The organism is Streptococcus oralis (genome assembly GCF_018448765.2).
GTDB lineage: Bacteria > Bacillota > Bacilli > Lactobacillales > Streptococcaceae > Streptococcus > Streptococcus oralis_BM.
In genome coordinates, this window is the sequence record NZ_JAHCMC020000001.1 from 136,486 (window position 1) to 148,942 (window position 12,457).

Below are 12,457 nucleotides of genomic sequence, written 5' to 3' on the forward strand. Positions count from 1 at the left end.
AATGATGGTTAAGCTTATTGCCCATGTACTTGTTCATAGTGGTGGTGATTATTTGCTCATTCAGCGTTCGGAAATTAAAAGAGGAGAACCCAAGTTTATCCGACTTACTGGGATATTCCTGGTGGCGGAGTTGAAAAGGGTGAACTTCCGCAAGATGGTGCTCTTAGAGAATGCATTGAAGAAGCGGGAGTTAGACTAGATAGCAGTTCGCTCAAACTTCTTCACGAAGATAGTCAACTGGATACCTCTAAGGATACGGTATTTACTCGCTTAGTTTATAAAGCAGAGTGGGTTGGGGAGAAGTCAATTATCAGATTGGATCCTGAAGAGCATACACACTTTAAATGGGTTACTATGGATCAAGCTCTAGAGGAGGAGAAGTTAGTTCCTTATTTGCGAGAAATTTTTGAAAGGTTAAGAAATGACTTATAATTTTACGGAAGAATACGATATTATTGTAATCGGTGCGGGACATGCTGGGGTTGAGGCTTCCTTGGCTGCCAGCCGTATGGGCTGTAAGGTCTTGCTTGCGACCATCAACATCGAAATGTTGGCTTTCATGCCTTGTAACCCTTCGATCGGTGGTTCTGCCAAGGGGATTGTCGTGCGTGAAGTGGATGCCCTCGGTGGGGAAATGGCCAAGAATATTGACAAGACTTACATACAGATGAAGATGCTCAACACAGGGAAGGGGCCAGCTGTCCGTGCCCTTCGTGCGCAGGCTGACAAGGAACTTTACTCTAAGGAGATGCGCAAGACAGTTGAAAATCAAGAGAATCTGACCCTTCGTCAAACCATGATTGATGAGATTTTGGTGGAAGATGACAAGGTTGTCGGTGTGCGTACAGCTACCCATCAAGAGTATGCTACCAAGGCTGTTATCGTGACGACAGGGACTGCACTTCGTGGTGAAATCATCATTGGAGACCTCAAGTACTCATCAGGACCAAACCACAGCCTGGCTTCGATTAACCTAGCTGATAATCTCAAGGAACTGGGACTCGAAATTGGCCGTTTCAAGACAGGAACGCCTCCACGTGTTAAGGCTTCCTCTATCAATTATGACGTGACAGAGATTCAGCCAGGAGACGAGGCCCCTAATCACTTCTCATACACTTCACGTGATGAGGATTATGTCAAGGACCAAGTGCCATGCTGGTTGACTTATACCAACGGTACCAGTCATGAGATTATCCAAAACAACCTCCACCGTGCGCCTATGTTTACGGGTGTAGTTAAGGGTGTGGGACCTCGTTACTGTCCGTCGATTGAGGATAAGATTGTGCGCTTTGCAGACAAGGAACGTCACCAACTCTTCCTTGAGCCAGAAGGGCGCAATACAGAGGAAGTTTATGTTCAAGGTTTATCAACCAGTCTGCCTGAGGATGTACAGCGCGAGCTGGTTCATTCCATTAAAGGTCTGGAAAATGCTGAGATGATGCGAACTGGTTATGCCATTGAGTACGACATGGTCTTACCTCACCAGTTGCGTGCGACTCTGGAAACCAAGAAAATCTCAGGCCTCTTCACAGCTGGTCAGACAAATGGAACGTCAGGTTACGAAGAAGCTGCTGGTCAAGGGATTATCGCGGGTATCAATGCGGCTCTGAAAATCCAAGGCAAGCCTGAGTTGATTTTGAAGCGCAGTGACGGTTATATCGGGGTGATGATTGACGACTTGGTGACCAAGGGAACTATTGAACCCTATCGTCTCTTGACCAGTCGTGCTGAATACCGTCTCATCCTCCGTCATGACAATGCTGATATGCGTTTGACAGAGATGGGGCGCGAGATTGGCCTTGTTGACGATGAACGCTGGGCTCGTTTTGAAATCAAGCAAAATCAATTTGACAATGAGATGAAGCGACTAGATAGCATCAAACTCAAACCAGTCAAGGAAACCAATGCTAAGGTTGAGGAGATGGGCTTCAAGCCATTGACCGATGCGGTGACAGCCAAAGAATTTCTCCGTCGGCCAGAAGTTTCTTACCAAGATGTGGTGGCCTTCATCGGACCAGCTGCTGAGGACTTAGATGACAAGATTATCGAATTGATTGAAACAGAAATCAAGTACGAAGGCTATATTTCCAAAGCCATGGATCAGGTTGCCAAGATGAAACGCATGGAAGAAAAACGCATTCCAGCCAATATCGACTGGGATGATATTGATTCTATCGCGACAGAAGCTCGCCAGAAGTTCAAACTCATCAATCCAGAAACTATCGGCCAAGCTAGCCGTATTTCGGGAGTAAACCCAGCAGACATTTCTATTTTGATGGTGTATCTTGAAGGTAAAAATCGTAGTATTTCAAAAACTCTTCAAAAATCAAAATGATACGTCGTCGGCTTCTTACGAATGGGTTCAAAGCTTGGCTTTGATTCATCTACAGCCTCCCATAGTTCCCCGAACTATGGGAGCTAGCTTAAGTTATGCTTTCGCCTAGCCTTCTAGTCTGATTTCAATTTTTATTGAGTTTTAATATCAAAAGAAAGCATAGAGAAAAACAGCTCCGAAAAATCGGGGCTGTTTTGTTGACTTGTACTCAATGAAAATCAAAGAGCAAACTAGGAAGTTAGCCGTAGGTTGCTCAAAGCACTGCTTTGAGGTTGTAGATAGAACTGACGAAGTCAGTAACATATATACGGCAAGGCGAAGCTGACGTGGTTTGCAGAGATTTTCGAAGAGTATTATTCTTCATCTGGGGTGAGGATCATAGGGATGATGATCGGTTCACGTTCTGTATTTTCATAGAGGAAAGGACGAATGGCGTTGACAATGGCGCCATTGACAGATTGGACGCTGGCGTCCTTGTTTTTCAGTGCGATACGAATTGCATTGAATAGGATGCGCTGGCTTTGGCGAATCAAGTCACCAGACTCTCTCATGTAGACAAAGCCTCGGCTGAGGATGTCTGGGCCAGACAGAATCATCTGCGATTTAAAGTCAACAGTTGCGACTGCTAGAACGACACCGTCTTCAGATAAATCACGACGATCTTTGAGGACAGCCGCACCGATTTCACCGATACGATTTCCATCGACATAGATGTCTTGGGCATTGAAGTGACCTGCGATACGGGCTGAGTTAGCAGTAAGAGCAAGCACATCACCATTGCTCATGATAAAGATATTGTCCTTCTCGACACCCGTATCCACCGCTAGTCCAGCGTGGACTTTCTGCATACGATATTCACCGTGGACAGGCATGAAGTATTTCGGCTTAATCAAGCGGAGCATGAGTTTTTGCTCTTGCTGACCACCGTGTCCAGATGTATGGATATTGTTCACTTTACCGTGGATAACTTCGACACCAGCTTCAGAAATAGTGTTAATCAATTTGTTGACGCTAGTGGTATTTCCAGGGATTGGGCTAGAAGAGAAGATAACAGTATCGCCGGGTTGGAGTTGCACCTGACGGTGGGTTCCATTGGCGATACGAGAGAGGGCTGCCATCGGCTCACCCTGACTACCTGTACAGAGGATTAGAATCTCGCCTGCAGGGTAGTCTTTGATTTCATTTGGCTCGATAAAGGTTCCCTTAGGAGCTTTGATGTAGCCAAGCTCGATCCCGTTGACAATGGCCTTTTCCATAGAACGACCAAAGACCGCAATCTTGCGTCCAGTCTTAACAGCAGCATCTGTTGCTTGCTGGAGACGGAAGATATTTGAGGCAAAGGATGCAAAGATGATACGACCTTCGATGCCTTGGATAATCTTCATGATGGACTGGCCAACGACTTTTTCAGAGTTGGTAAAGGTTGGCACTTCTGCATTTGTCGAGTCAGAGAGGAGACAGAGAACACCCTCTTCACCAAGAGCTGCCATACGGTGCAAGTCTGCAGGTTCACCAACTGGAGTGAAGTCGAACTTGAAGTCACCCGTACAGACGATTTTTCCTTGAGGAGTATGGATGACAATCCCCAAAGGCTCTGGAATGGAGTGAGTGGTTCTAAAGAAAGTTGCCTTGAGATTTTTAAAGGTCAACTCAGTGTTGTGGTTGATTTCGTAAAGTTTGGCGTTGCGCAAGAGGCCGTGTTCTTCGAGTTTTCCACGGATCAAAGCCAGGGCAAGCGGTCCAGCGTAGATAGGGACATTTGCTTGTTTGAGCAGAAAAGGAATCCCACCAATGTGGTCCTCGTGTCCGTGTGTGATCAAAACAGCCTTGACGCGGTCAATATTGTCTACGATGTAAGAGTAGTCGGGGATAACGTAGTCGATACCGAGCAAGTCATCTTCTGGGAATTTAATCCCAGCATCGACGATGATAATCTCGTCTTGGTATTCAATTCCGTATGTATTTTTCCCGATTTCTCCCAGACCACCGATGGCAAAAACGCCAACTTCTTCAGGTTTAAGAGTGTAGGCCATATTAGAACTCCGTAATCTCGAAAGCGCCAGTTTCTTTTTCGTAATCTAGCAATTTGTCAGACAAGAGTTCGATGAATTCGATGTTGTACTCTGGGCGGTTTTCTTCGACAAGTTGGCGAGCAGCGATACGGCCCTCAAGTTCTGAGTTGGCATCGATGTCTAGGTAAAGTGAGCGTGTTGTTTCACGACGTGGGCTACGTTCTTTTGTTTCTTGATAAAAAACTTTGTAAATCATATAGTTCCTTTCTATTTACAGGTCAGCTTATTCCAAACTTTTAGCAGAGATTTGCTTGATTTCATTCCATTTTGTGTCTAGATTGACCTTGATTCGTTACAATTATTTCAATTATACCACAAAATGAAAAATTAGTAAAAGACGGAAATGGAGAAAGTCAGGAGGGGAAGAAGGAGTAAAAAGATAGGTAGGATTTGGTCGGAGAGCACTTAGGTGTTATAATGAAAGGGGAATCTAAAGAGATAGTAGATTTAAGGAAGAATACAGTTCTAGTTTCATTAATCGTTGGAGTGGATGGTTGGGACAGAATGATATCTTTGAAAAAAGAAAAAGCTCCTGAGTAATCTCAAGAGCAACCAAAAAGGCTGAGACAAAACTCGGGGATTTTCCTGGAGCAGTCCAGATGGCAGCACCTCTACCTGAAGCGAATGTATCGCAACCTTTGAATGACTTGTCACCAAATCAAACTTGATCTCAGCCTTTACTTAATTCTATCATCTATGAGGCTAAGAAGTCAATCTATAAGTATAACGATGTAGAAATAGCAAGATGGAGTGGAGTGATTACTAAACAGGCAAAGACAAGCCCTTAATTTAAGAGTAAGCAAAAAGAGAGGACCAATGGTAGTCAGGGGTCTTTACAGCTCAAAGCTGAGGGCAGTCCCACACCCGTACCAGAAGTTGGTACCTTTGAACGCTCTGTTACCAGTCGCCCTACGTTATCCTCTCAATATTTATATTTTACTATAACTTACTGAGGGAATCAACTTTAAAAGCACCAAAAAGCCCTTGACCGAAGTCAAGAGCCATCTAACACTGGGGGCGAACTATTTAATCGCAATTCCAGTTCTTTAGAAACCGAAGTTTCAGGGATAGCACCGCAACCCGAAGAGTCAAAGACTCAACCTGATTTTCCTACCAATGTTTGGTTCTATCTTAACATTGACATACCAACATTGTCAACAGTTTATATAAAAATAGGAATACCAAAAGGAGGATTAAGAATGTTTAGTTTGTTTGAATTTGCAGTAGGGGTTCGCCTCTTGATGTTTATAGTCTTTGTAGCCTGTGTCTATGGGGGGAATGCCCTGTTTGCGCATCTGGAACACCGCAAAACAAAGTTCCTTTGGAAGCTTGCTTTTGTGACGCTCTATTCAATTTTTCTCCTCCTGGTCACCTATGTTGTCTGGCTCGTTTTCTACTTTGGTTTAAATGCCTAAAGTCAATTATTCCTCTAGATATACAGAAAATCCACCTTGTCTTGATAGATGGGATGGACTTTTTCTATTTTTACGATGATGATCTCTTGCATCGAAAATCGCGTTGAAACATATATGACTTATCTAAACTTCCTATGAAGAATCTTCCAATTTCCTTGTTCACTTTTCTATTCAAAAAAGCTACAACTTTTTTGAATTTTTTGTGCAGAATTGCTTGTTTAAGTGGCAGGCACTTTTGTTTCAAAATAAAGAAAATTCCCATGCGCTGGCTTTTGTAGTATAATAGTAAACAGACAAAAAGATAGGAATGTGTTATGAAAGTATTAGCTTTTGATACGTCCAGCAAGGCTCTTTCTCTAGCCATTTTAGAGGACAAGCAGGTTCTTGCCGAGACGACGATTAATATCAAGAAAAATCACAGTATTACTCTCATGCCTGCCATTGATTTTTTGATGGCAAGTTTGGATTGGACACCCAAGGATTTGGACCGAATCGTGGTAGCGGAAGGGCCAGGTAGTTACACAGGTTTGCGAATTGCGGTAGCAACTGCCAAGACCTTGTCTCATACCCTGAACATTGAGTTAGTTGGCATATCCAGCCTCTTGGCTCTGGTACCACGCCAACAAGAAGGCTTATTTGTTCCCCTGATGGATGCACGTCGCAACAATGTTTATGCAGGGTTTTATGAAAATGCCAAACCTGTCATACCAGAAGCACACCTGTCCTTTGCGGGAGTGCTAGAAAAAGTCAAGGATGCTGACCAGGTGACCTTTGTCGGAGAAGTTGGAGCCTTTGTGGGACAAATACAAGAACAACTACCACAAGCCAGCTACCAAGAAACCTTGCCAAATGCAGCTAATCTAGCTCTTTGGGCTTGGGATAAGGAAGCAGACTCCTTGCACGACTTTGTGCCAAATTACCTCAAACGAGTTGAGGCTGAGGAAAACTGGCTCAAGAATCACACCGAGTCTGGCGAGTCCTACATTAAACGCCTATGATAAAGATCAAACGAATCCAACAGCAACCTGACTTGGCTCAAGCTATCTATGCTGTTATGGTAGATGTTTACCCAGTCAGTCCTTGGACGCTGGAACAAATCCAAGCAGACCTATCCCAAGATCAGACTTGGTATGCTCTGGCTTATGATGGGGCAGAAGTGATTGGCTTTCTAGCTGTGCAGGAGAATCTCTTTGAGGCAGAAGTCCTGCAAATCGCTGTCAAAGGAGCCTATCAGGGTCAGGGGATTGCGTCAGCCTTGTTTGCAACATTGCCGACAGCCAAGGAGATTTTCCTCGAAGTCAGAAAGTCAAACCAACGAGCGCAAGCATTTTACAAGAAAGAAAAGATGGCGATCATCGCTGAGCGAAAGGCTTACTATCATGACCCAGTTGAGGACGCCATTATCATGAAGAGAGAAATAGATGAAGGATAGATATATTTTAGCATTTGAGACATCCTGTGATGAGACCAGTGTCGCCGTCTTGAAAAACGACGATGAGCTCTTGTCCAATGTCATTGCGAGTCAAATTGAGAGTCACAAACGTTTTGGGGGCGTAGTGCCAGAAGTGGCTAGCCGTCACCATGTCGAGGTTATTACAGCCTGTATCGAGGAAGCACTGGCAGAAGCAGGAATTACCGAAGAGGACGTAACAGCCGTTGCCGTTACCTACGGACCAGGATTAGTTGGAGCCTTACTAGTTGGTTTGTCAGCTGCCAAGGCCTTTGCTTGGGCACATGGCCTGCCACTTATCCCCGTCAACCACATGGCTGGCCACCTCATGGCAGCTCAGAGTGTGGAGCCTTTGGAGTTTCCTTTGTTGGCACTTTTGGTCAGCGGAGGACACACAGAGTTGGTCTATGTGTCAGAGGCTGGCGATTACAAGATTGTTGGGGAGACACGAGACGATGCAGTTGGGGAGGCTTATGACAAGGTCGGTCGTGTCATGGGCTTGACTTATCCAGCAGGTCGTGAGATTGACGAGTTGGCCCATCAAGGTCAGGATGTTTATGACTTCCCTCGTGCCATGATCAAGGAAGACAATCTGGAGTTTTCATTCTCAGGTTTGAAGTCTGCCTTTATCAATCTTCACCACAATGCTGAGCAAAAGGGAGAAAGCCTGTCTACAGAGGACTTGTGTGCGTCCTTCCAAGCTGCTGTCATGGATATTCTCATGGCAAAAACCAAGAAGGCTTTGGAGAAATATCCTGTTAAAACTCTGGTAGTGGCAGGTGGTGTAGCAGCCAATAAAGGTCTTAGAGAACGCTTGGCAGTCGAAATCACTGATGTCAAGGTCATCATCCCACCCCTGCGTCTCTGCGGAGATAATGCAGGTATGATTGCTTATGCAAGCGTTAGCGAGTGGAACAAAGAAAACTTTGCAGGCTTGGACCTCAACGCCAAACCAAGCCTCGCCTTTGATACTATGGAATAAAGAGTCAGCTTAAGGCTGGCTTTTTTGCTCGCCGAAATGTCAGAAAATTTTGATAAAAATATAAAAATAATGATATAATATATAAAGAATAGGAGGCGGTCAGATGATTGAGAGAATGGAATTGGGAGAATTTTACAAGGAATTGCGGCTGGCGAGGAAACTCAAGCAGTCAGATGTGGCTTGTGAGGGTCTAACAGCTTCTCAGTTATCTAAGTTTGAACTGGGGCAGTCTATGTTGTCTGCGGATAAACTGATTCTAGCTATCCAAGGGATAAATGTAACCTTCGACGAGTTTGGACACAAGCTTAACAATTATCAAGAATCACCACATATGCGATTTGGACGAAAGGTTGTAGATCGCTTTGCCCATCAAGATATGGCTGGCTTAGAGCAACTATTAGAGGAAGTTGAGCAAGAACAGATGGCGAAGACTTATCGTCGTTTGAACGCTATTGTGATTAAAAACGCTATCCATTCTCTAGATAAAAACTATCTGCTAGAAGAGGAGGATAGCGAGTTTTTGACTAGCTATCTCTATGCTATCGAGTCTTGGACCTGGTTTGAACTCTATCTTTTTTGCAATACCATGCCTTTCTTAAGTAATCAAGATCTGATTTTTTTATCCACCTCTTTACTTGAAAAATCCAAGGAATTTAAAGAATTGGCACACAATAGACTGTATATGAAAAGTGGCTTTCTGAATATCATATCAGAGCTCATGGAGCGCAAACTTTTTTCTTATATCCCAATCTTTGAAGCCGAGTTGGAGAGTATGCTCCGACCATACGATGTTTTTGAGAAATTATTGTGGCAGTTTTTAAAGAAGATGAGCATTTTCCTTCAAACTAAGGGAAGCAATCAGAAAGAAATTGAACACTTTATCCAATCTCTGCAAATATTAGAAAATCCACAATTAACAGCCCTTTTTGAACTACGCTTGCAGCAATATAAAGAACTTATCAATTAGCTAAAGATGGGAAATGATAATAATATCAGCAACGATTGTCAATAATGCTATGATTTGTTTCTTCATTTCATGTCCTCCTATCTAATAGTAACCATATTATATCAGTGAAATAATCAAATCAATCAAAATCGCAAATGTGAAATTTCCATAAGAAAAAATATCAAATATGCGATTTTCTAAAATAGACTGATTTCCGTGCTATACTATTCTTGTAAAGCACTTGAAGTAAATCCTAGGTCGCAGAAGTGGTTTACGAATAAAATAATTGAAGGAGTGTAAATGATGTTGAATTTACAATTTGCAGAAACAATGGAACTAACAGCAGCGGAGTTAGAGCAGGTTTACGGTGGAAATTTCACTATGGCTTGTGTGGGTGAAAATATTGGTTGTGGTGGTAGTGCTTTGCCTGCTTGGGGAGGTAGAGGTATTAGTCCCAGACCTTATGGGGCATTTGATTGGTCGAGTGGGCTGATTGAAGGACTGTTTGGAAAACGTCGTAACTAACATTTAGGAGAAAAAACTATGAAAAGGGAAGAAACGAAATTTTACCTAGGGACCATTTTGGTACTTATGTCTTATTACTTGATTTTTAATTTAGTAGTGAGATTAGAGTTTATGGATCAATTATCAGATTTTGGATTTTATGGGGTTCAAATTTTATTGATAGTAATTGAAGGAATTGCTGCTACTGTGGTTCTTGTTAAGAGTCAACGTTGGAAAGAGTACGGTCGCTTCCAGTTTCGTTGGTCCTATCTGGGTCTCTTCTTTCTTTCCTTTATATTGATGTTTTTGTGGGTAAATATAACGACTCGAATCTTTCCCAACACGCAAAATGGTAGTGCTATAAAAGAAACCGTAGCCAATTTGACGGGAATTAGTTATTTTGTGACACGTATTCTCTACGGCAGTCTTATTGCTCCGATAGTTGAGGAATTAGTTTTCCGCGGACTTCTGATGACAGCCCTATCTAAATTTAAAAAATACTATATTGATGTTATCATTTCTTCCACACTCTTTAGTCTCATCCATGTTTTACAATATGGATGGGTGTTAACAGACTTCATCGTTTATGCAGGAGCAGGTCTGCTACTCTGCATGCTCTTTCGTTATACACGTTCAATTTATTGGTCAATGGCCCTTCACATCTTGTGGAATACCTTTTTAATCATCGTCAGTTTACTGGTGTTTGGGTATTAGAAAGATGAAATATGAAAAAGATAATCTCACGCTACTATTTTTTAATAGCTATTCTACTTGTCATTTCTGACCAGTTCTTCATTCGTTTGCTTTTACATAGCGACCTTGCTGCTGGTCTATCTGACTTTGCCTATTATTTGTCAGATATGCTGTTGAATTTTCTTGTGGTTCTGCTTGCTATTATTGTTATGATTCGGTCAGGGAAATGGCAGAAAATCAACAGTCGAAAATTTAGAGGTTCCTATCTTCTCTATTGCTTCCTATCTCTCCTAGCTTTTGTTATTTGGAACTTCGTCACATTTTTTATTTTTCCGCCTACCAAAAATGAAATTGCTTATCAACTGGATGTTCCTACTTTTACGGGAGCAACGGCATTTTTGATGTATTTTTTCTATCCTGTGATTGCAGGTCCTATTTTTGAAGAGATGATTTATCGTGGATTGGTGATGACAGCTCTGGAAAAAGGAAAGAAATGGGGACTGGATGTGCTCGGTTCGGCTGCTTTGTTTGGAATCTTGCACATTAGTAACCACGGTTGGGTCTTGACAGACTTTTTCGTATATATGGGTGGCGGTCTCATATTTGCAGTCTTATTTAGAGTGACAAAGTCCATTTATTGGCCTATTGGACTGCACATAGTCTACAATGGCATTGGTCAAATTTTACCGTTGCTGTAATTTTGGGTGCTCAGCAATATCGGTCTATCCTTGGGGAAAAGTTCCCATTTGAACTCAAAAAGGAGTTGCGATGAAAGTATTTATTCAAAATAGAGATTTTAGGCAACTAACCATCAACCAGTGGATTTCAATGGTTGGGGATACAATTTTTTATCTTGCTTTTTTGAATTATGTGGCAGATGCTTCGTTTGCCCCCTTGGCAATTTTACTCATTACGATTTCAGAGACTGTTCCTCAAGTTCTGCAAATTTTTATGGGAGTTTTGGCTGACTTTCAACACCATCGTGTTCTAAAGTATACGGTTATTAGTTTTGTCAAATTTGTACTTTATTCTATAGTGGCGCTTTCGCTTTCAGGGCAGCCCTTTTCCTTATGGCTTGTATTCTTTATTTGTTTAATGAACCTTTTGTCGGATACATTGAGTTACTTTTCAGGAGCCATGCTTACTCCTATTTTTATAAGAATCATTGGGAAAGAACATCTGACAGAAGCTATTGGCTTTAAACAATCAACAGTTAGTTTAGTTCGGACAATCAGTAATATTCTAGGAGGGGTTTTACTAGGAATTCTTTCCATTCAGTTCATTTCCTTGCTAAACGCTCTGACGTTTCTGATAGCATTTGTAGGTATTCTTCTCATAAAAAATGATCTTTTGAAAGTTGAAAAAACAATTAGCTATCAAGAAGGTCTTTCTATAAAATCGTTTTGCCAGCATTTGTTCCAATCATCAAAATTGATCTGGAATATGGATAGAGTGATCTTCATTTTATTTATCGTCTCTATCAGCCAAGCGGTGATTAATGTTACTGTTCCTATTTCAACTCTTTTTTTAAGAAACCAACCGTTTTTGGATTTACAAACTGGTCAATCACTCGCTTTGTTATCAACACTAGAATTGTTAGCACTTATTGTCGGAAGCCTTGTAAGTGGCTATCTGAAAAATACGATTTCTATAAAAACAGCTCTATACGCTTCGGTCGTCATCCAGTTACTCCTTCTAGTAGGATTTGCCACAGTTCATTTTGGTTTGATTCTGCTTTTCAGCTCCTTGGATGCCTTCATCGCAGGGTTACTCTCTCCTAGATTGCAAGAACTCGTCTTTAAACAAATACCTGAGGAGTCAATGGGAGCGGTTCAATCCTCTATTGGTGCTATTACGGTTGTCTTACCAAGTCTATTCACAATCGTTTTCGTAACGATTGCTACAAGTTTTGGGGTCCTAGCGGTCAGCTTTATTCTATTGCTATTACTCCTAACCGCATTTGTCATGCTCTTGAATATTCGTGAGAGCATTTAGAGGAGAATTTGTATAATAGGTGTTTGAGACTGGATCGCCAGTCTTTTTATGACGGCCAAAATCAG

The 12,457-nt window shown here is 42.2% G+C and carries 12 protein-coding genes and 1 pseudogene; 11 read left to right on the forward strand and 2 right to left on the reverse strand.

Going from position 1 to position 12,457, the window contains the following annotated elements:
- The first annotated feature begins 1 nt into the window (after position 1).
- Together KIH88_RS00670 and mnmG are read left to right on the forward strand one after the other, a co-directional pair.
- A pseudogene (locus KIH88_RS00670) lies at positions 2-432 on the forward strand (NUDIX hydrolase).
- Positions 422-2,335, forward strand: a complete 1,914-nt coding sequence (mnmG, locus tag KIH88_RS00675) for a tRNA uridine-5-carboxymethylaminomethyl(34) synthesis enzyme MnmG (protein WP_213988602.1) — start codon at positions 422-424, stop codon at positions 2,333-2,335. The pseudogene KIH88_RS00670 and the gene mnmG overlap by 11 nt, the downstream one beginning before the upstream one ends.
- A 353-nt stretch (positions 2,336-2,688) precedes the next feature.
- On the opposite strand, the gene rnjA is transcribed toward mnmG, so the two are convergent.
- Positions 2,689-4,368, reverse strand: coding sequence for a ribonuclease J1 (gene rnjA, locus KIH88_RS00680; RefSeq protein ID WP_000331964.1), 1,680 nt, complete (start codon positions 4,366-4,368; stop codon positions 2,689-2,691).
- A 1-nt stretch (position 4,369) separates the two neighbouring features.
- Positions 4,370-4,603, reverse strand: coding sequence for a DNA-dependent RNA polymerase subunit epsilon (locus KIH88_RS00685; RefSeq protein ID WP_000639581.1), 234 nt, complete (start codon positions 4,601-4,603; stop codon positions 4,370-4,372).
- A gap of 1,003 nt (positions 4,604-5,606) precedes the next feature.
- Between KIH88_RS00685 and KIH88_RS00690 the strand changes: the two genes are divergently transcribed.
- The 9 genes from KIH88_RS00690 (at position 5,607) to KIH88_RS00730 (ending at position 12,392) form a co-directional block, all read left to right on the forward strand.
- The gene (locus KIH88_RS00690; protein ID WP_084874784.1) at positions 5,607-5,822 is read left to right on the forward strand and encodes a hypothetical protein; all 216 of its coding nucleotides are present in this window, start codon (positions 5,607-5,609) and stop codon (positions 5,820-5,822) included.
- A 314-nt stretch (positions 5,823-6,136) separates the two neighbouring features.
- Positions 6,137-6,820 carry a tRNA (adenosine(37)-N6)-threonylcarbamoyltransferase complex dimerization subunit type 1 TsaB gene (gene tsaB, locus KIH88_RS00695; RefSeq protein ID WP_213988601.1) on the forward strand — a complete coding sequence of 228 codons (684 nt, stop codon included), beginning with the start codon at positions 6,137-6,139 and terminating at the stop codon, positions 6,818-6,820.
- The gene (gene rimI, locus KIH88_RS00700; RefSeq protein WP_213988600.1) at positions 6,817-7,254 is read left to right on the forward strand and encodes a ribosomal protein S18-alanine N-acetyltransferase; all 438 of its coding nucleotides are present in this window, start codon (positions 6,817-6,819) and stop codon (positions 7,252-7,254) included. Before tsaB ends, rimI begins: the two co-directional genes overlap by 4 nt.
- On the forward strand, positions 7,244-8,254 hold the full coding sequence (gene tsaD / locus KIH88_RS00705; RefSeq protein WP_213988599.1) for a tRNA (adenosine(37)-N6)-threonylcarbamoyltransferase complex transferase subunit TsaD: 1,011 nt from the start codon (positions 7,244-7,246) through the stop codon (positions 8,252-8,254). Before rimI ends, tsaD begins: the two co-directional genes overlap by 11 nt.
- 103 nt (positions 8,255-8,357) lie before the next feature.
- A complete protein-coding gene (locus KIH88_RS00710; RefSeq protein ID WP_213988598.1) occupies positions 8,358-9,221 on the forward strand; it encodes an Rgg/GadR/MutR family transcriptional regulator in 864 nt (287 codons plus the stop codon).
- Positions 9,222-9,503: 282 nt separating this feature from the next.
- Positions 9,504-9,725, forward strand: a complete 222-nt coding sequence (locus KIH88_RS00715) for a hypothetical protein (RefSeq protein WP_213988677.1) — start codon at positions 9,504-9,506, stop codon at positions 9,723-9,725.
- Positions 9,726-9,743: 18 nt separating this feature from the next.
- On the forward strand, positions 9,744-10,418 hold the full coding sequence (locus tag KIH88_RS00720; protein ID WP_213988597.1) for a CPBP family intramembrane glutamic endopeptidase: 675 nt from the start codon (positions 9,744-9,746) through the stop codon (positions 10,416-10,418).
- Positions 10,419-10,429: 11 nt separating this feature from the next.
- Positions 10,430-11,095: a CPBP family intramembrane glutamic endopeptidase gene (locus KIH88_RS00725; protein ID WP_033584772.1), complete on the forward strand. Its 666-nt coding sequence runs from the start codon at positions 10,430-10,432 to the stop codon at positions 11,093-11,095.
- 70 nt (positions 11,096-11,165) lie between these two features.
- Positions 11,166-12,392, forward strand: a complete 1,227-nt coding sequence (locus tag KIH88_RS00730) for an MFS transporter (protein WP_033584774.1) — start codon at positions 11,166-11,168, stop codon at positions 12,390-12,392.
- Positions 12,393-12,457 lie beyond the last annotated feature (65 nt).

Bases quoted from the DNA above. Each gene is read 5' to 3' on its own strand.
- KIH88_RS00725 (WP_033584772.1), top strand. From the start codon at position 10,430: ATGAAAAAGATAATCTCACGCTACTATTTTTTAATAGCTATTCTACTT.
- tsaD (WP_213988599.1), top strand. From the start codon at position 7,244: ATGAAGGATAGATATATTTTAGCATTTGAGACATCCTGTGATGAGACC.
- KIH88_RS00720 (WP_213988597.1), top strand. From the start codon at position 9,744: ATGAAAAGGGAAGAAACGAAATTTTACCTAGGGACCATTTTGGTACTT.
- KIH88_RS00730 (WP_033584774.1), top strand. From the start codon at position 11,166: ATGAAAGTATTTATTCAAAATAGAGATTTTAGGCAACTAACCATCAAC.
- KIH88_RS00685 (WP_000639581.1), bottom strand. From the start codon at position 4,603: ATGATTTACAAAGTTTTTTATCAAGAAACAAAAGAACGTAGCCCACGT.
- KIH88_RS00710 (WP_213988598.1), top strand. From the start codon at position 8,358: ATGATTGAGAGAATGGAATTGGGAGAATTTTACAAGGAATTGCGGCTG.
- rnjA (WP_000331964.1), bottom strand. From the start codon at position 4,368: ATGGCCTACACTCTTAAACCTGAAGAAGTTGGCGTTTTTGCCATCGGT.
- mnmG (WP_213988602.1), top strand. From the start codon at position 422: ATGACTTATAATTTTACGGAAGAATACGATATTATTGTAATCGGTGCG.
- KIH88_RS00690 (WP_084874784.1), top strand. From the start codon at position 5,607: ATGTTTAGTTTGTTTGAATTTGCAGTAGGGGTTCGCCTCTTGATGTTT.
- KIH88_RS00715 (WP_213988677.1), top strand. From the start codon at position 9,504: ATGTTGAATTTACAATTTGCAGAAACAATGGAACTAACAGCAGCGGAG.
- tsaB (WP_213988601.1), top strand. From the start codon at position 6,137: ATGAAAGTATTAGCTTTTGATACGTCCAGCAAGGCTCTTTCTCTAGCC.
- rimI (WP_213988600.1), top strand. From the start codon at position 6,817: ATGATAAAGATCAAACGAATCCAACAGCAACCTGACTTGGCTCAAGCT.